Source organism: Rhodanobacter sp. C05, assembly GCF_002001165.1.
GTDB lineage: Bacteria > Pseudomonadota > Gammaproteobacteria > Xanthomonadales > Rhodanobacteraceae > Rhodanobacter.
Map to the genome: position 1 here is coordinate 56,360 of NZ_MUNQ01000012.1, position 17,946 is coordinate 74,305.

General features: G+C 63.2%; 14 protein-coding genes. 6 read left to right on the plus strand and 8 right to left on the minus strand.

The genetic code is table 11. The features are described 5' to 3' along the window. Positions 1-7: 7 nt before the first annotated feature. The 4 genes from B0E51_RS11570 to B0E51_RS11585 form a co-directional block, all read right to left on the minus strand. A complete protein-coding gene (locus B0E51_RS11570; protein WP_168172633.1) occupies positions 8-3,043 on the minus strand; it encodes a TonB-dependent receptor in 3,036 nt (1,011 codons plus the stop codon). Between the two features lie 238 nt (positions 3,044-3,281). Then, positions 3,282-4,211 carry a 1-phosphofructokinase family hexose kinase gene (locus B0E51_RS11575; protein ID WP_077445072.1) on the minus strand — a complete coding sequence of 310 codons (930 nt, stop codon included), beginning with the start codon at positions 4,209-4,211 and terminating at the stop codon, positions 3,282-3,284. Continuing rightward, positions 4,208-5,131 (minus strand): sugar kinase, encoded by a 924-nt coding sequence (locus B0E51_RS11580; protein WP_077445073.1) that lies wholly within the window; start codon positions 5,129-5,131, stop codon positions 4,208-4,210. Before B0E51_RS11580 ends, B0E51_RS11575 begins: the two co-directional genes overlap by 4 nt. Next, positions 5,128-6,354 carry a tagatose-6-phosphate ketose isomerase gene (locus tag B0E51_RS11585; protein WP_254424508.1) on the minus strand — a complete coding sequence of 409 codons (1,227 nt, stop codon included), beginning with the start codon at positions 6,352-6,354 and terminating at the stop codon, positions 5,128-5,130. Before B0E51_RS11585 ends, B0E51_RS11580 begins: the two co-directional genes overlap by 4 nt. Positions 6,355-6,423: 69 nt before the next feature. Here B0E51_RS11585 and B0E51_RS11590 point away from each other — a divergent pair, with 69 nt between their 5' ends. The 3 genes from B0E51_RS11590 to agaR all read left to right on the plus strand — a co-directional run bounded on the left by B0E51_RS11590 (position 6,424) and on the right by agaR (position 9,491). Then, complete coding sequence (locus tag B0E51_RS11590) at positions 6,424-7,329, plus strand: fructose-bisphosphate aldolase (RefSeq protein ID WP_254424509.1); 906 nt, start codon at positions 6,424-6,426, stop codon at positions 7,327-7,329. Positions 7,330-7,485: 156 nt separating this feature from the next. After that, the gene (locus B0E51_RS11595) at positions 7,486-8,697 is read left to right on the plus strand and encodes an amidohydrolase family protein (RefSeq protein WP_077445075.1); all 1,212 of its coding nucleotides are present in this window, start codon (positions 7,486-7,488) and stop codon (positions 8,695-8,697) included. Further along, on the plus strand, positions 8,694-9,491 hold the full coding sequence (gene agaR, locus B0E51_RS11600) for a transcriptional repressor AgaR (protein ID WP_077445076.1): 798 nt from the start codon (positions 8,694-8,696) through the stop codon (positions 9,489-9,491). Before B0E51_RS11595 ends, agaR begins: the two co-directional genes overlap by 4 nt. Positions 9,492-9,568: 77 nt before the next feature. On the opposite strand, the gene B0E51_RS11605 is transcribed toward agaR, so the two are convergent. Next, the gene (locus B0E51_RS11605; protein WP_077445077.1) at positions 9,569-12,388 is read right to left on the minus strand and encodes an autotransporter serine protease; all 2,820 of its coding nucleotides are present in this window, start codon (positions 12,386-12,388) and stop codon (positions 9,569-9,571) included. Positions 12,389-12,630: 242 nt separating this feature from the next. Here B0E51_RS11605 and B0E51_RS11610 point away from each other — a divergent pair, with 242 nt between their 5' ends. From B0E51_RS11610 to B0E51_RS11620, 3 genes are all read left to right on the plus strand, one after another. Further along, positions 12,631-13,815: an acetyl-CoA C-acyltransferase gene (locus tag B0E51_RS11610; protein WP_077445078.1), complete on the plus strand. Its 1,185-nt coding sequence runs from the start codon at positions 12,631-12,633 to the stop codon at positions 13,813-13,815. A 159-nt stretch (positions 13,816-13,974) separates the two neighbouring features. Continuing rightward, positions 13,975-14,334, plus strand: coding sequence for a hypothetical protein (locus B0E51_RS11615; RefSeq protein WP_077445079.1), 360 nt, complete (start codon positions 13,975-13,977; stop codon positions 14,332-14,334). 143 nt (positions 14,335-14,477) lie between these two features. Further along, complete coding sequence (locus tag B0E51_RS11620; protein ID WP_077445260.1) at positions 14,478-16,085, plus strand: carboxyl transferase domain-containing protein; 1,608 nt, start codon at positions 14,478-14,480, stop codon at positions 16,083-16,085. A gap of 43 nt (positions 16,086-16,128) precedes the next feature. Here the strand turns inward: B0E51_RS11620 and cgtA are convergent, their stop codons facing one another. The 3 genes from cgtA to rplU form a co-directional block, all read right to left on the minus strand. Further along, positions 16,129-17,208, minus strand: coding sequence for an Obg family GTPase CgtA (gene cgtA, locus B0E51_RS11625; RefSeq protein ID WP_077445080.1), 1,080 nt, complete (start codon positions 17,206-17,208; stop codon positions 16,129-16,131). A gap of 108 nt (positions 17,209-17,316) precedes the next feature. Beyond that, positions 17,317-17,574, minus strand: a complete 258-nt coding sequence (rpmA, locus tag B0E51_RS11630; protein WP_077442453.1) for a 50S ribosomal protein L27 — start codon at positions 17,572-17,574, stop codon at positions 17,317-17,319. 18 nt (positions 17,575-17,592) lie between these two features. Then, positions 17,593-17,907 carry a 50S ribosomal protein L21 gene (gene rplU, locus B0E51_RS11635; RefSeq protein ID WP_077445081.1) on the minus strand — a complete coding sequence of 105 codons (315 nt, stop codon included), beginning with the start codon at positions 17,905-17,907 and terminating at the stop codon, positions 17,593-17,595. Positions 17,908-17,946 lie beyond the last annotated feature (39 nt).

Here is a 17,946-nt window from a genome sequence, read left to right on the forward strand (position 1 = left end):
GCCATCATCAGAACTTCTGCTGGTAGCGCACATAGACATAGCGGCCGATGTCGTACGACGCGTTGTAGTTGTACGGCGTGTCGCTGCCCGATCCGTAGTAGCCGTAGACGATCGGCCCCTTGCGATTGAATACGTTGTTGGCACCCAGCGAGATGGTCGCGTTCCACGGAGCCTTCCAATACACCTGCACGTCGTTGAAGCTGACCGAGGGTACCTGCGTCTGCGGTTCGATGCCCACGCCTGGCGCGTAGTAATCAGGCAGCGTGCAGGGGAACTGGGTGGTCGTGGTAGGCGGCGGATAAGCGCAGGCGGCCTTGTACGGCGAGAAGTAACGCAGCGTCCAGCTGGCACCCACCTGGCGCCAGTCCCAGTTCAAGGTCACGCTGGAGCGCAAGCGCCACGCTGTGTAGAAATTGGCCGTGTTGCCCGCCGCGTAAATGACGTTCGAACCGACCGTCGGCAACTCGTTGAACATCGAAATGTAGGTGCCGTTCAAGCCCAGCTTGAACTTGCCGAACGCGGTCTCCGGCAACGCATAGCTGAAGGCGAAGTCGTAGCCGTGCTCCTTCTGCCAGCCGGCATTGGTTTCCAGGTTCAGCAGGTTGTAGATCTGGCCGGTACCGGCCTGACGCTGGAACTGGCCGCAGGCCGACGTGATGCTGTACTGGTAGCAATCCGCCAGCACCTGGTCGTTGCTGATGCCGGTGATCAGGTTGCGGATGTTGTAGCTCCACCAGTCGACCGAGGCATTGAAACCGGGCAGCCAGGACGGGCTGTACACCAGTCCGAGATCGCCGTTGTAGGAATGCTCAGGCCGCAGGTTGGGATTGCCGCCGGTGAAGTTGGTATTCGGCAAGGCACCGCTGCCGCCGGGGCCGGTGACCGGCACACCATTGCTGTCGGTCTGACGGAAATCGGCTGCGACGCCAGGGATGCCGCCATAGCCGCTCAGACATCGCTGCGCGACCACGGCACTGCCGCCGTAGGCACCCGATCCATACACGCTGTCGCAGGGGTCGGTGAACGTGCCAGCCAGGTAGCGTCCCTGATAGAGGTCGTTGACCGTGGGTGCGCGAAAGCCGGTACCGTAACTGGCGCGAACCAATACATCCGTGACCGGTTGCCAGGTCAGCTTGTACGAATCGTTGAGCGTGCTGCCGAAGTTGCTGTAATGGGAATAGCGTCGCGCCGCATCGATGCTGAGGCTCTGGATAGCGGGAAGATCCTTCAGCAGCGGCGCGTTGACCTCGACATACGCTTCGTTCAGATCGTAGCCGCCGCTGTTCGGCCCCACGCCACCGTCGGTGGAATAACCCGAATAGGCAAAGGCATCCGGATTGTCGTAACCGGACTCATCGCGATGCTGCACGCCGGTGGCGAAGGTCAGGTCGCCGCCGGGCAGTTCAAACAGGTTGCCGCCGAAATCGGCCACATAGGCCCGCTCGTCGCTGCCGTAAGTCTCGACACTGTTGATCAACAGGTACTTGAGCATCTGTGGTGTGATGCCGCCCGGACCGGCAAGCGGATTGAACGGAACGCAGCCGGCAATGACATTGCCTGGCGTACCGCACTGGACCACGCCATTGGAGCCCATGAACGATGGCCCCAGTGCGTTCGCCACGTTGATCAGGTTGAAATAACCCGTACGCGTGTTGACGCCCTTGATCTTGCTGTCGTACGTGTAGACGTCCCAGTTGAACACGTGGTCACCCACGCTGAAGTTGCCATCCAGGCCAAAGCTGTAGTGATAGTTCTTGGGATTGTTGTAACTGCGGTAGCTTGTTTCGGTGATCAGCCGCGCGACACTCAGCGCCTGCTGGCCGTACAACGGGTTGTAATAGCTGTACTCGGAAAGCATCGAAGGGAAATCACCATTCGATCCCATTCCGCTGTAGAACAGCGGTGAACCCGATTGCGCGGTCTCGTTGTCGATGTTGTAGCCAAGATTCATCTTGGCCGTGATGTTCGGCGTGATGTTGTAGTGGGCATCCAGATACAGGTTCTTGGTCTTGTCCGCCGTCTGCAGCATGTTGTTCTGACCGGCGTAGCTGTTGTAGTTCTGGTCGCCCGCATTCGCCAGGCTGGTCACGTCGCCGTTCGCGGCGTAGGTCGGACGCACGTAAGGGTGATAGTCGTTGATGTCGCGCGAGTTGCCGCCTGCATCGAGCACCAGCGGCCGCTGGCTGCCATCCGGATAGGTCACTCCGGCGGCATTGCGGATCATGCCGTTGGGACCGTACGAACTCAGCCCGAAATACGGATGTTGATCGGTCCACGGATAGGCGGAGAAATCGCGGTCGCCGGTCCACACCGCTGCCTGGTTCTGGTACGAGGCACTGAACACGATGCCACCCTTGTCCGTGCTCTTGCCGACCGTGAAGCTGTACTGGTTCTGCTGGCCGTCGCCATGCGGCATGTACTCGCCGTTGTAGGTGTCGATCTCGGCGCCGTTGTAGTTCTTCTTGGTGATGATGTTGATCACGCCGGCAATCGCGTCGGAGCCGTACACCGCCGAGGCACCACTGGCCAGTACGTCGATGCGTTCGACGATGGAAGTCGGAATCACGTTGATATTGGTGTAGCCGCCGTGGGCGGCGCCAATGCGCTGGCCATCGACCAGCACCAAGGTGCGCATCGCACCGAGTCCGCGCAGGTCGATGAAGGAGCCACCCTGGTTCGGACCAAGATCGCCGGGTGCCGACCGGCTCAGGTCAGGTGGTGCCATCGCCGACACGTTCTGCAACAGCTGTCCCACCGTGGCAAAGCCCTGCTTCTGGATGTCCGCGGCGGTGATGGTGATCACCGGCTGTGCAGCTTCCACATCCACACTGCGGATATTCGAGCCGGTGACGGTAACCTGCTTGAGGCTCACGGCCTTGTCCGGCACCGGTTGTTTTTCCACAGGCGTCTTGGTGGCCGTGGTATCCACGACGGTTGGTGAAGTATCGGTCTGCGCAAGCGCACACCCCGCAAACGCCAGGCTGCCCACCGCAAAGGCCACTTGCATCGCCATCAATGACTTGCCGATGGACGAAGCCAGCAACTTTCTGTTCCTGTCATCGGCAGTAAAAAATGTACTTTTCCCAGTTCGCATTAAACACCTCACCCGTATTCGCCATGGCACTGCACAGAAATGACCTCTCCCCTCTGTCGCAGGCCGGTCATGGATACCCGTGGAAAACTCCTGATTCCCACGAACTTGTTCGCACCTTCACCAAATTTCAGACGCAGTACTCCGTGCCGGACCAGATAAGGGTCCGGTTTGACTCCCTGCTTTTCAGTCAAGCCAGGCGGTGCACTCGAACCTGCGAGAGCAACGCCTCAACCGCCCGCCGTTCGACGAAACCGGTTTCCTCACCTTGCGCATTGGCTGCGCCGCAAGCGACGCCCAGACGCAAGGTCTCTTCCAAATTCATGCTCCGCGCCATGCCCACCGTCATGCCGGCCAGCAGGCAGTCGCCCGAGCCCACGGTGTTGTGCACTTGCGCCAGCTCGATCGCGGCGTGCCAGATGCCACTCGCATCGGCAGCCACCGCGCCCAGCGCACCCATCGTCACTACCGGCATTGCGACGCCACGCGCATGCAGTTCGCGAACCGCAGCCACCGCCGCAGCGAGATCGCCAATCGGGCGATCGAGCAATTCGGTGATCTCGTCGCGATTGGGTTTGACCAGAAAAGGTTGGGCCTGCACGGCGTGCTGCAGCAGCTCGCCACCGGCGTCGACCAGGCAACGTTTGTCGGCATCGCGCACATGCGCGGCCAGTTCGGCATAGGTGGTCGGCGAAAAGCCGCGTGGCAGGCTGCCGGACAGCACGATCAGGTCACTGTCATCGACGCCACGACGGAACGCGCGCAGCAGTGCTTCCTGCTGCGTACTGTCCAGCAGCGGCCCCTGCCCGAGGATTTCGGTGATCTGGCCGTTCGCGTCCTGCAGTGCGATGCAGGTGCGCAGGTTGTCGGCGACCTCGATGCCGTGGAACAGCACGCCGCGCTCGCACATCTGCCGACCGATCATGTTGCGATGTGCAGGATCGACCAGGCCGACCAGCTGCACGCGCTCACCCAGCGCGGCGATCGTCTGCGCCACGTGCAGGCCCTTGCCGCCGGGGCAGACCTGTTCGTCGAGTGCACGACTGACTTCGCCGGGACGCAGCGAGTCCAGCCGGATGAACCGGTCGATCGCCGTATTGAAACCGATGACCGTGATCACGGCACGTTCGCCAGCAAGGTGTGCACTTCCGACACGCTGGCCTGGCCGACCGTTCCGCCCGTGCGTCGCGTGGAAAGGCTGCCGCAGGCACTGCCCCAGCGCATGCAGTCATGCAGCGTCTGGCCGCGCAGCCACGCATGCAGAAAACCGGCGTCGAACGAATCGCCGGCGCCGGTACTGTCGACCGGATTGACGGCGAACGCTGGCACTTCGAGCAACTGCTCCTGATCCAGGCTGGCGCAGCCAAGCTGTCCGCGCTTCACCACGGTTTGCGTGCGTCCGTTGTCGAGCGCACGCAGACCGGCAAGCACGCTGTCGTGTCCGGTGATGGCCGCCAATTCCAGCTCGTTCGGCAGGAACAGGTCGACCTCGGTCAGCGTATCGAGCAGGTCGGACGCCCACGTCTGTTCTGGATCGAAGCCGGGATCGAGCGAAGTGCTCAGACCGGCGGCATGCGCACGCGCGAAGAGCGTGCGGCAGTCGGGCCGCAGCGCACGCTGCAGGTAGTACGAAGAAACATGCAGGTGATCGGCGCCGGCCAGCAACGCGTCATCCACTTCGTCCGCACGCAGCGCGGCGATCGCGCCGGGGAACGTCACCAAGGCGCGATCCTGCGGCGTCGACAGCGAGACGGTGACGCCGGTGCGCAAGGTCGCGTCCGGCTGCACCGCGGCGACGTCGATGCCCGCGGCGCGCAGTGCGTCGAGACAATAGGTACCCCAGCTGTCGGCTCCGAGTTTGCCGCGAAATGCAACCGGATTGCCCAGCCTGGCCAGCCCCATCGCACAGATCATCGAGGAGCTGCCTGGCGTCATGCAGAAGTCGCCGGCCAGCACTTCGCGACCAGGCGCGGGCAACGCATGGCAATGCTTGAAGACCAGATCGACGTTGATTTCGCCGACGACCAGGATGCGCTTCATGCGCCCTCTCCATGCCCATTTTTCGAGCTGCGCTCGCTGTGCATCGGAAAGTGCCCGACCACGCGTGTGAGCACACCCTGCGACGGCGTATCGGGCCTGCCGCCCAGCTCCAGGCAGCGGAAGAACGCGAGCAGTTGCCCGACGGCCACATCCGCCAGCAATGGCAGTGCATCGTCTGTCGTACCAAGCCCCGCCAACTCCACCGCTACGTCGTTCGGACCCAGCACATCAGCCGGGATGTGTTCGCCCACCAGCACCCGGGTTAGGCCCAGCTGTTTGCGCGACAGTTCGCGCAGCAGGTCGAGTTCGTACGCACGCACCGCCGGATCCGGCGACAGGAAGCCGACCACCAGGCTCTGCCCGTCGAGGCTGGACATCGGCCCATGGCGCAGGCCGAGATAAGTCTCCGCCATCGTGACCACCGCGCCACCGCTCATTTCCAGCATCTTCAACGCGGACTCATGAGCCGCGCCAAGCGCGCCGCCGCTGCCCAGATAGACGACGTTGCTGAATTCACCACGGGCAACCGCCGCGAGCGCATCCGCCTGCTCGTCGAAGACGTGCTGGACGCTGCGTGCCAGCCGGTTCACCGCGGCGATGGCGTCACTGTCTTGGTGCTGGACCAGACCTGCGCCGGCCAGCAACAGATTGGTGAAGCTGCTGGTCATCACCAGGCTGCGGTCATTGGTGCGTTCGTCGAGCACCAGAACGGTCACCCGGGGATCATCGCGGTAACTGGTGGCGAGCCTGCCATTGGCATTGCAGGTGATGACCAGATGGCGATAGTCAGGCGCATCCGCCAACAGGCGATCCACTACGCCGCAGCTTTCCGGGCTGTCGCCCGAACGCGCCAGCGAAATCAGCAAGCCGGCACCGGGCGGGAGCACACTGCGCCAATGCGTAAGCAAGGTGCCGGCTGCGATGGCCTGTGCCGGGATGCCCAGGCCGAGCTGCAGGGTGGGTGCAAGGCATTCGCCGATATACATCGAACTGCCCGAGCCGGTCAGCACGATATGGCTCGGCGGTGGCGTCAACGCAGCCTGCAACTGCTCCCGCCGTTGTGGACTGCGCAGCAAGTCGGCCGTAGCCACCCATGTCGCCGGTTGCTGCAGAATCTCGCGCAGGGTGTCGGCGTAGCCGCGCTCCTGCTGTTCTGCCAGAGGAAGCGACAGCAGCTCCCGCAGTCCGATCGAATCTTTCGTTTTATTTCTTAATTTTGACATTTTGCCAAATTCGATTGAATATGAAAGCATGTAGCTTCTGAACCGAGAGTATTCGAAATGAAACAAAGCTTGCAAGAGGTTTCGAACACTGGCAGCCAACTTTCCCGGCTCGCCCTGTCCCACGGCAAGCGCACCCGCCTGTGGCGGTTGCTGTACGGCCACGGCCCGCGCAACGGCAGCTTGCTGGTGCTGCCGCTGGATCAGGGACTGGAGCATGGTCCCACCGATTTCTTTCCCCACCCACCGGCCGTCGATCCGGGCTACCAGTTTGAGCTCGCCGCGGCCGGGGGCTTTTCTGCCATCGCGCTGGGCATTGGCCTGGCCGAGAAGTACATGGCCGAGTACTGCGGCCAGGTGCCGCTGATCCTCAAGCTCAACGGCAAGACCAATATCGCCAGCGACGCCGAGGCCACCTCGCCGCTGTTTGCCTCGGTCGAGGATGCCGTGCGCCTCGGTGCCGACGCAGTCGGCTACACCATGTATGTGGGTTCGCCGCGCCAGCATGACGAGTTCCGTCAGTTCGAGAAGGTGCGCCAGGATTGCGAGCGCTACGGCATGCCGCTGGTCATGTGGGCATATCCGCGTGGCAGCGCCGTCAATGCCAAGGGCGGCACCAACACGCTGTACGCGCAGGATTACGCTGCCCGCGTCGCGCTGGAGCTGGGCGCCGACATCGTCAAGCTGCACGAGCCCAACGACAGCGTGGCCAATGTGCCGGCGCCCTACGACAAGCTGCAGGAAGATGCTGGCGCCCGTTGCGCCCGCGTGGTGCGTTCGGCCGGCCGCACAATGGTGCTGTTCTCCGGCGGCGAGAAGAACGACGACGACGCGGCGGTGCTGCGCAAGGTCGAGTTCTACATGCAGTCCGGCGCCAACGGCGTGATGTTCGGCCGCAACATGTGGCTGCGGCCGTTTGATCAGGCGGTGGCGCTGACGCGGCAGGTGCATGACATCATGGCGAAATATCCGCGCTGACTTCCCCCTCTCTCCTTTGGGGAGAGGGCTGGGGTGAGGGGCCGATATGGCGAAAGCTCTCATCGAAAAGTGCTTTGATCTAGGGTTTTCGCGAGCACCCGCCCCTCACCTCAATCCTCTCCCCAGAGGGGAGAGGAAGAAAACCGAGACGACGCCATGACCCACCAAAAATCCTGCCTCTGCTGCGCGCCCCCCACAGGAGCTGGCACGGTTCGCATCGAAAGCAGCAAAAACCCGCTGCAGACCCAGCCGGATGCCGGCAAGAGCGGGCTGCGCCTGAAGGACTTCCAGCCGCGCAGCATGCTGCATGTGCCGAAGACGCACATCGAACGGCCGCGCTTCCCGGTGATCGACGTGCACGCGCACCTGACCTGGTCCAGCAACGTGCGCAACGGCATCTCGGTCGGCGAAGAGGTCACCCTGTTCGCCCAGCCCGAAGACTTGCTGCCTGTGATGGACCGCAAAGGCGTGCGCACCCTGGTGAACCTCACCGGTGGCGTCGGTGCCGGGCTGGAAAAGAGCATCCGCAGCTTCGACAAGGCTGCGCCGGGGCGTTTCCTCACCTTGACCGAACCGTCCTACGAACACTTCCCCGAGCCGAACTACGCGCAGTTGCAGGGTGACGCGATCGCGCATGCCAAACGTGTCGGCGCGCGTGGGCTGAAACTGCTGAAGACGCTGGGGCTGTATCTGCGCGAGCGGATCGACGAAGGTCCGTTGGTGGCGGTGGATGACCGTCGCTTTGATCCGATGTGGGAGGCATGTGCAGCGCACGACATGCCCGTGTTCCTGCATGTGTCGGATCCGGAGGCGTTCTTCCTGCCCACCGACGCGACCAATGAGCGCTACGAGGAACTGGCCAACCATCCGGACTGGTCGTTCTACGGTCCGGAGTTTCCCAGCAATGCGGAGCTGCTCGCTGCGCGCGACCGCCTGATCGCGCGCCACCCGAAGACCACCTTCGCGCTGCTGCACGTGGGCAACAACGCCGAGAACCTGACAGCCGTCGCAGCCTGCCTGGACCGTTTCCCGAATACCGTGATCGACATCAGCGCCCGCGTCGGCGAGCTGGGCCGCCAGCCGCGCATCGCGCAACGCTTCTTCGACCGCTACCAGGACCGCATCCTTTTCGGCACCGACGCCGTGCCGTCGCCGTATGGCGACGACGTGCCGCAGCAGCTGTTCGGCGACGAGCTGTACGAGATCTATTACCGCTTTCTGGAAACCGAAGACGAATACTTCGATTACGCACCGGCGCCATCGCCGCCACAGGGCCGCTGGTCGATCTATGGGCTGGGATTGTCGGACACGATTCTTCGCAAGATATACCATGACAATGCCGCCCGACTCCTGCATATCGACTCATGACCCAAGCCCCCATCGTTTCGCGCCGACTGCTGGTTGAAGAACGCCGCCGCCTGATCGTCGAACTGGTGGAACAACAGGGCCGCGCCACGGTGGAAGAACTGGCGACGCGCTTCAACACATCCACCGTGACGATCCGCGGCGACCTGGAAGCGCTCGCGCGCAGTTCGGCGATCGCCCGTTCGCATGGCGGTGCGTTGCCGGTTTCAGCGGCCACGAATGACACGCCGCTCAATATCAAGGAGACCCGCTGGCATGCGCAGAAGCTGCGCATCGGTCAGGCCGCGTCGAAGATGATCCAGGATGGCGAGACGATCATCCTCGACTCCGGCTCGACCACGGTGGAGATCGCCCGGCAGATCCGCCAGATGAAATTCGAATCGCTGACCGTGATCACCAATGCGCTGAACATCGCGATGGAATTGTCCGGCTTGCCGCAGATTCGCGTGATGATGCTCGGTGGCCTGTTGCGACAGACCTCGTATTCGCTGGTGGGGCCAGATGCCGAGCAGGCACTGGCGAAGCTCTCCGCCGACCGGCTGTTCCTCGGCGTCGACGGACTCGATCCCGAAGTGGGCGTGACCACGCCGGATCCGCTCGAGGCGGCGCTGAATGCGCTGATGATCCGCGTCTCACGGCAGACCATCGCCGTGCTCGATGCCAGCAAGCTGGGCCAGCGCAGCCTGTCGGTGATCACACCCGTACAGAACCTGCACATGGTGATCAGCGACAGCAGTGCGCCTGCCGAGACGGTCGAAATCCTGCGTGCCGCCGGCGTGCAGGTCATGCTGGTGTGACACTCGCGCGCGTGGATGGCAAGGATGGCTGACTGCCACCCCGCATCCCCTGCGCAGCCGTCGACAACATCTCGCGATCAGAACGTCAGCTTGTAACTGACCATGGCCATGTTTCCATCCTGGTACTGGTCGTAGTCCTTTTCGACATCCAGTTGCAGGCTGGATGTCGGCGAGAAACTCCAGTTGAGCGAAGTCGCGGCTACGCCGCCGTAGCGTGACAGGCCGATACCGCCCACCGGCGCCCATTGCGTCAGCCCGGTGAAGCTGGCGTCCGGTATCTCGCCGTGCATGGCGAGCGCCCGCTGCCACAGCAGCCGGGTCTGCCACGTCAAGGTGGTGCCACCATCGAGCGACCAGCGATGCATGGCACGCATACCCACGCCAGCCTGCCAGCGTTCGATGTTCTGCACATCGGACATCAGGCCGAAGCCATCCGCACCACCCTCGTTGAAGCCGTCACTCTGGATCTGCGCGTACTGGAGGTTCACGTAAGGAGTCAGCTGCGTGCCGCCCAGCGTGAGGCGATACCCGCTCTCGCCATAGGCCAGACCGTAGTGGCCGTTGCTGTCGCTGAACACCCTGGAAAAATCATTGCCGAGCTCGAGTTCGCGCTGCATGTTCTCGCGATAGCTGCCGATGCCGAAACGCCCCATCGTGTACCAGTTGCCGTCGACTACACCACCGTAGAGCATCCCTTCCAGTGCGTGGCTGTAGCCCTGATCGGCACTTTCGGCAAGCCGGCCCAGGCCCTGGGTTTGGCTCACGGCATAACCCATCACACCATTCACCCCGAAGCGGCTGTCCGCGCCGACCATGATGCCACTCAGGTCGTAGCCGACATCGCTATAGCCACTGCGCGACATGCTGCCCTGGGCGCCCAGGTGCTGGGTCCAGCCACCCGGCGCGGGTGCGTCGAGCAACTGGTCGAAACGACTGGACAGTGCCTCGGTGCCTGCATCGATAGCCTCGAACGTCATCGCCGCACTGGCCGCATGCAACTGCCCCGAAAGGCTGCTGAGCGAATTCTGCGCGGCAGCCAGCGTGGCCGATTGCTGCAGGCTCGCTGCGCCCGCGAAGAAACCGCTGGCGACTGCCTTGGAAGTCGTCGTCAGCGTGCCCTGCGTGAGCTGGCTGTCGAGCTGACCGAACGCGCTCTGCACGCGCTGCGCGGCGCCGTAGGAGGCCGCCGTGTAACTCGCGCCCTGTATCGCGGTGACATTCACCTGCTGCACATCGAGCCACGCATCGTTGGCGTCGTAATTGAGCGTGGAGGTCAGCATCACATTGGATGCCGTGTTCAATGCCGTGAACGTGCCGGTGAGACCTCCGTCGGCGGTCAGCACATTGGTATGCGAGCTGACCACATAGCCCGGATTGGTGCCGGTCACGTACAGATCACCGCCGCTCAGGCTGGCCGTGCCGGCGACATTCAGCGCCGAACCCAGCGACACCGCCAGCCGGCCGTTGCCCTGCTGCACATAGTTGCCTGCGACGTTGACATTGCTGCCGCTGATACCCAGCACACCGGCATTGGTCACGCTGCCGCCGACAGTCTGGGTGCCGCTCAGCGTGGCGCCGGCGCTGATGCTCACACTTGAGGCCAGCGAAACGGCGGTGAGCGTGCCACCCTGCACCTGGGTCAGACCGGCATAGCTCGATGGCTGGGTCAGGTTGAGCGTGCCGGTGCCCTGCTTGATCAACCCACCGGCGCCGGAGATCGGGTTGTTCCAGTTGGAGTTGCCGCTGAAACTGACCGTGACATCACCCCAGTTGAATTGCTCGGGACCGTTCACCGCCTTGCCGACATCCAGCTCGCCATAGCCGAAGGTCGGATTCGGTTGCGAACCACCAAGGGGGTCGGCGGTACCGAGCAGGGTCTGGCGCACCAGGTCATTGGTGAAATACGGGTAGGCCTGCCACACCAGTGCTGCCGCACCGGATACCTGCGGCGCCGCGAGTGACGTGCCCTCCACGATGTAATAGGTCGGGTTGGTGGTGCTGGCGAGGGTGTCCTTGTCCAGGACAATCACGTCGCCCGGCGCCGCCAGGCAGTAATTCATCGCAATGCCGCACTTGTCGGAATAACTCTCCAGTTGGGTCGGGTTGTTGCTGTTGACCGCCACCACGGTCAGCCAGCCTTTCGCCAGATCCGGCGCAAGACTGGGCAGCGCGGCAATCGTGCTGGGATTGGCTTGCGAGTCGTTGCCTGCAGCAAACACCACCAGGCCGCCCCAGGAATTGATGTAAGTGCTGTAGGCCGCATCGAAGAGTTGGGTGGTGGCTGTATCGGTGGAGCTCCAGGTGATGCCACCCCATGAGTTGTTCATCACCTTGGCGCCATTCGCGATCAGATCCGCGCTGACCTGGGGCAGCGGATCGGCCGAAGTGACCTGCGTCGGTGGCGTGGAACCGTTGTCGTCGCCAGCGTTGTCGGCGATGATCCGCGCCGACACCAGGTCGGCCCCCGGCGCAATGCCTCCCGGGAACTGGCCGAACGGTGCGCCCGCGGCGATTTCCGACACCCAGGTACCGTGGCCGACAACGTCATCGATGCTCAGGTTGTTCGTGCTCGGATCCACATAGGTCAACTCCTTCAGCACCCGTCCGGCCAGCGCCGGATTGCTGGCCATGATGCCGGTATCGACCACGCCGATGATTACGCCAGCGCCGGTATAGCCCTGGTTGTGTGCGACATAGGTATGGGTGATCGAAAGCTGCGCGTCGAGCGGCGGCTGCGGCACGCTCGACGACGACGGCGGTGCCGGCGCGGAAGGTGTCGGCTTGACGTTGCTGCTGCCCCCTCCGCCGCATCCACCGAGGCTCAACGCGACGCCGATCAACAACACCAGTTCGCGACAGTGCAGCTCATGCACGCCCGTATCCGCATGCGGCTTCATTGGCAACCTCACCCCAGCGCCGACTACCCCGCGAAGCCCACCGTGGCGCCTGACGCCGGTGAGGCCCTGTTCCCGCCAGTTTCGCACAACACCATCGCAACAATACGCGGCGCAGACGTTGCCCTGCCTCGTTTCCATCCCGGTTTGCCGTGCTTCGTGGCCGGCTGCGATAATCAGGCGGATATTTGCCGGGCGCTTGCGCCTTTTTCGCTACTTGAATTCTTGATCTTGCGGAGACCCCCATGTCGGATGTCAGCGTCGTCATTGCCGGTGCCAAGCGCACAGCCATCGGCTCCTTCCTCGGCCAGTTCACCGGCGTGCCTACGCCAAAGCTGGGCGCCACAGCGATCCGTGCCGCACTGGAGCAGTCCGGCGTAGTGCCCGCCGATGTCAGCGAAGTGATCATGGGCTGCGTGCTGCCTGCCAACCTGGGCCAGGCACCGGCACGCCAGGCGGCACTGGCAGCCGACCTGCCGGCCAGTGTCGGTTGCACCACGATCAACAAGGTGTGCGGTTCGGGCATGAAGGCCATCATGCTGGGTCACGACCTGATCAAGGCTGGCTCGGCGACCATCGTGGTGGCCGGCGGCATGGAGTCGATGACCAACGCGCCACACATGGTCAATGCACGTACCGGCATCCGTTACGGCGACGGCCAGCTGGTCGATCACATGGCGTGGGACGGCCTCACCAATCCGTACGATGGCAAGTCGATGGGTGTGTTCGGTGAGCTCTGTGCCGACAAGTATCACTTCACCCGCGAAGATCAGGATGCGTTCGCGATCGAATCGGTCAAGCGCGCGCAAGCTGCTCAGCAGAATGGTGCATTCGCGGGTGAAATCGTTCCCGTCACCGTGAGCGGCCGCAAGGGTGATGTACAGGTGGACACCGACGAACAACCCGGTCGTTCCGACATCGCCAAAATCCCGACGTTGAAGCCGGCGTTCCGCAAGGAGAACGGCACCATCACCGCGGCCAGCTCGTCCAGCATCTCCGACGGCGCTGCCGCACTGATACTGCTGTCGGCAGATGATGCAAACAAACGCGGCCTGCAGCCCTTGGCTCGCATCGTCGCCCACGCCACCCATGCGCAGGAGCCGCAGTGGTTCACCACTGCTCCGGTCGGTGCCATCCAGAAAGTGCTGGACAAGGCCGGCTGGAAGGTTGGCGATGTCGACCTGTTCGAGATCAACGAGGCATTCGCCGTGGTCGCGATGACACCGATGAAGGAGCTCGGCATTGCGCACGACAAGCTCAACGTCAATGGCGGAGCGTGTGCGCTGGGACACCCGATCGGCGCCAGCGGCGCCCGCCTGGTGGTGACCCTGCTCAATGCCCTCAAGACGCGTGGCCTCAAGCGCGGCGTGGCCAGTCTGTGCATCGGCGGCGGTGAAGCCACGGCGATCGCGGTGGAATGCATCGGCTGATGCGTCTATGACGCACGTCCCTTCCTGCGTCTATCATGACAGCCGGTTAAACCGGCTTGTCATGGGTACCGCGGCGTTACCATAAAGAAGTGGCGCAATTTCCACGAAAGCGTTATTAATACACGGCCAAATGGCATTCCACGGCATAGGAGATCCACCATGAAGTTTACGCGTACCCTTCTCGCCTCCGCGCTCGTCGCGTTGCTGGCGGCTTGCAGCAACGGCGCGCAGGATTCCGCGCAGGACGCCCAGAAGTCGGCTGATACCGCTCAGCAGGCTGCTGATACGGCTCAGCAGGCTGCTGCGGCTACGACCGCTGCAACCCCTGCTGCTGCTCCGGCTTCGACGGCTGCTGCTCCGGCCTCGACCGCCGCTGCTCCGGCTGCCGCCGGCACCGCTCCGAGTGCTGCTGACAGCATGAAGAGCGCCGCCAACAACGCTGCTGACGCCGCCGGCAAGGCTGCCGATGCTGCGAAAGATGCCGCTAGCGCTGCAAAGGCTGCCAGCGCGGGTCACTGATCCCGTCAGGCTTCCTAGAGAAACCAAACCGGCCGCGATCTGCGGCCGGTTTTTTTTCGTCCGGAGCAAAGCCACACCGATATTTCGGATCTCCAATGTCCGCCGCTATCATCGGTGGTTTGTTCATGCCTGCAGAGCTGCCCATGAGTGCCATCGTTTCGCAGATCGACCCGCGCTCGCCCGACTTCCAGGCCAGCAGTGCGCAGCTACGCAGCATGGTCGACGACCTGCAGCGTGAATTGATCCGCAGTGCGGAAGGTGGTGGCGCCAAGGCCCGCGAGAAGCACACCGCACGCGGCAAGCTGCTGCCGCGCGAACGCATCCGTGCCCTGCTCGATCCGGGCTCGCCGTTCCTGGAACTGTCCGCACTGGCCGCACATGGCATGTACGACGATGCAGCACCGGCTGCCGGCCTGATCACCGGCATTGGCCGGGTCAATGGCATCGAGGTGGTGGTGGTGGCCAACGACGCCACGGTCAAGGGTGGCACTTATTTCCCGATCACCGTAAAGAAGCACCTGCGTGCGCAGGAAGTGGCACTGGAGAACCGCCTGCCCTGCGTCTATCTGGTCGACTCCGGCGGCGCCTTCCTGCCGCTGCAGGACGAGGTGTTTCCGGACAAGGAGCACTTTGGCCGCATCTTCTACAACCAGGCACGCATGTCGGGCCTCGGCATCCCGCAGATCGCGGTGGTGATGGGTTCTTGCACGGCCGGCGGGGCCTACGTACCGGCCATGAGCGACGAGACGATCATCGTGCGTGAACAGGGCACGATCTTCCTCGGCGGCCCGCCGCTGGTGAAGGCCGCTACCGGCGAAGTGGTGGATGCGGAGACATTGGGTGGCGCGGATGTGCACACCTCCATCTCCGGCGTGGCTGACCATTACGCCGAGAACGATGCGCATGCACTCAGCATCGCACGCGATATCGTGGCCAGCCTCAACCGCAAGAAGGACATGCCGCTGGCGCTGCGTACGCCGGTCGAGCCTAAGTATCCGGCCGAGGAGCTTTACGGCGTGATCCCGCAGGACACGCGTCGCCCATTCGATATCCGCGAAGTGATCGCGCGCATCGTCGACGGCTCGGAGTTCCATGAATTCAAGGCGCGCTACGGCAAGACCCTGGTCACCGGCTTCGCGCATATCCATGGCTACCCGGTAGGCATCATCGCCAACAACGGCATCCTGTTCGCCGAGAGCGCGCTCAAGGGCGCGCACTTCATCGAGCTGTGCAACCAGCGCAACGTGCCGCTGGTGTTCCTGCAGAACATCACCGGCTTCATGGTCGGCAAGAAGTACGAGCAGGCCGGCATCGCCAAGGACGGCGCGAAGATGGTCACCGCCGTGGCCTGTTCGCACGTACCGAAGTTCACCGTGGTGATCGGCGGCAGTTTCGGCGCCGGCAACTACGCGATGTGCGGGCGTGCCTACGGTGCGCGCTTCCTGTGGATGTGGCCGAACGCGCGGATCAGCGTGATGGGCGGCGAGCAGGCCTCGTCGGTGCTGGCCACGGTGAAGCGCGACGGTATCGAAGCCGCTGGCAAGACGTGGAGCGCGGAAGAAGAAGAGGCCTTCAAGGCGCCGATCCGCGATCAGTACGAACGCCAGGGTCATCCGTATTACGCCAGCGCGCGACTATGGGACGACGGCATCATTGATCCGGTCGACACTCGCCGCGTATTGGGCCTGGCGATCTCCGCGTCGCTCAACACGCCGATCGAGCCGCAACGTTACGGCGTGTTCCGCATGTAGGCTGGCATGAGGTTGCGGTGAATCCTCTCACCGCAACCCTGCTTCAGGCTTGCGGATCCTGGCCACGCAGCCGCACATCGCCAGGCAGCATTTCGACTCGCTCGACGCTGGCTTCGCGCTGCGACTCGAAGAACCGCTGCACTTGCTGGCACACCGCCATGGTGTTCTCGCGGGCAATCGCCGAAACCAGGAACCACGGCTGGGTCCAGCCGAGTTCGGCAATGACCTTCTCTGCGGTCGCAGCGCGCTCATCCTCGGCCAGCATGTCGGCCTTGTTCAGCACCAGCCAGCGCGGGCGTTCGAGCAACTCCGGATTGAATTTCTCCAGCTCCAGCTCGATCGCGCGTACTTGCGCGGCCACGTCGGAACCGTCGATCGGTGCGATATCGACCAGGTGCAACAGCAGGCTGGTGCGCGCCACATGGCGTAGAAACTGGATACCCAGACCGGCGCCCTCGGAGGCACCCTCGATCAGGCCGGGAATGTCGGCGATCACGAAACTCTGGTCGGTACCCAGGCTGACCACGCCCAGATTCGGAACCAGGGTGGTGAACGGATAATCCGCTACCCGTGGGGTGGCCGCGGAAACCGCGCGGATGAAGGTGGATTTGCCGGCATTCGGAAACCCGAGCAGTCCCACATCGGCGAGCAATCGCAGCTCGAGCTTCAGCTCGCGCGCCTCGCCCGGCGTACCCGGCGTAGCCTTGCGTGGCGCACGGTTCACCGAGGTCTTGAAATGAATGTTGCCCAAGCCGCCCTTGCCGCCCTGCGCGACCAGCATGCGCTGGCCGTGGCCAGTGAGATCACCGATCACCTCGTCGGTATCGACGTTGGTGACCATGGTGCCGACCGGTACGCGAACGATGGTGTCTTCGCCACCTTTGCCGTACATCTGGCTACCCATGCCGTTCTGTCCGCGCTGCGCCTTGAAGCTGCGCTGATGGCGGAAATCGACCAGGGTATTGAGGCCTTCGTCGGCGACCAGCCAGACCGAGCCGCCAAAGCCGCCATCACCGCCATCCGGGCCACCGAACGGGATGAATTTCTCGCGGCGGAAGCTGATGCAGCCATTGCCGCCATCGCCAGCCTGGATCTTGATATTGGCTTCGTCGACAAATTTCATGGTGTGGATCCGGCGCTCTGGAATAACTGAAGAAGAATAACCGAGTGGTTCCTTCACAAAACAAAAGCCCCGCCGAAGCGGGGCCTTCGCTATCGCATCGCGAAAGGCTTACGCCTGCACGACGTCGACGAAACGGCGATTCTTGTCGCCGCGAACTGCAAACTGGACGGTACCGTCGACCAGCGCGAACAGCGTGTGGTCACGACCCAGACCCACGCCGGTACCCGGATGGAACTGGGTGCCGCGCTGACGCACGATGATGTTGCCGGCTTCGATTGCCTGGCCACCGTAGATCTTCACGCCCAGGTATTTCGGGTTCGAATCGCGACCGTTGCGGCTGGAACCTACGCCTTTTTTATGTGCCATGACTCAATGCTCCAGTGCTCAGGCGTTGATGCCTGTGATCTCGATTTCGGTGAAATGCTGACGGTGACCCTGCTGACGCTTGTAATGCTTGCGGCGGCGGAATTTGATGATGCGGATCTTGTCGGCACGGCCGTGCTTGCGCACGGTGGCGCTGACGGTGGCGCCTGCCACGATCGGTGCACCAACGGTGACCGACTCGCCGGAACCGACCAGCAACACCTGGTCAAAGCTCACGCTGGCGCCTTCTTCGGCGGTCAACAGCTCCACACGCAGGACGTCGCCCTGCATGACACGGTACTGCTTGCCACCGGTCTTGATGACTGCGTAACTCATGGGAATGCCCTTCTGTCGTTATTCTCTTGGGTATCGCCA

What these genes read in the sequence shown, in the direction of transcription:
- B0E51_RS11605 (WP_077445077.1), bottom strand. Translation starts at nt 12,388, where the DNA reads ATGAAGCCGCATGCGGATACGGGCGTGCATGAGCTGCACTGTCGCGAA.
- cgtA (WP_077445080.1), bottom strand. Translation starts at nt 17,208, where the DNA reads ATGAAATTTGTCGACGAAGCCAATATCAAGATCCAGGCTGGCGATGGC.
- B0E51_RS11595 (WP_077445075.1), top strand. Translation starts at nt 7,486, where the DNA reads ATGACCCACCAAAAATCCTGCCTCTGCTGCGCGCCCCCCACAGGAGCT.
- B0E51_RS11610 (WP_077445078.1), top strand. Translation starts at nt 12,631, where the DNA reads ATGTCGGATGTCAGCGTCGTCATTGCCGGTGCCAAGCGCACAGCCATC.
- rpmA (WP_077442453.1), bottom strand. Translation starts at nt 17,574, where the DNA reads ATGGCACATAAAAAAGGCGTAGGTTCCAGCCGCAACGGTCGCGATTCG.
- B0E51_RS11615 (WP_077445079.1), top strand. Translation starts at nt 13,975, where the DNA reads ATGAAGTTTACGCGTACCCTTCTCGCCTCCGCGCTCGTCGCGTTGCTG.
- B0E51_RS11620 (WP_077445260.1), top strand. Translation starts at nt 14,478, where the DNA reads ATGAGTGCCATCGTTTCGCAGATCGACCCGCGCTCGCCCGACTTCCAG.
- agaR (WP_077445076.1), top strand. Translation starts at nt 8,694, where the DNA reads ATGACCCAAGCCCCCATCGTTTCGCGCCGACTGCTGGTTGAAGAACGC.
- B0E51_RS11580 (WP_077445073.1), bottom strand. Translation starts at nt 5,131, where the DNA reads ATGAAGCGCATCCTGGTCGTCGGCGAAATCAACGTCGATCTGGTCTTC.
- B0E51_RS11585 (WP_254424508.1), bottom strand. Translation starts at nt 6,354, where the DNA reads ATGTCAAAATTAAGAAATAAAACGAAAGATTCGATCGGACTGCGGGAG.
- rplU (WP_077445081.1), bottom strand. Translation starts at nt 17,907, where the DNA reads ATGAGTTACGCAGTCATCAAGACCGGTGGCAAGCAGTACCGTGTCATG.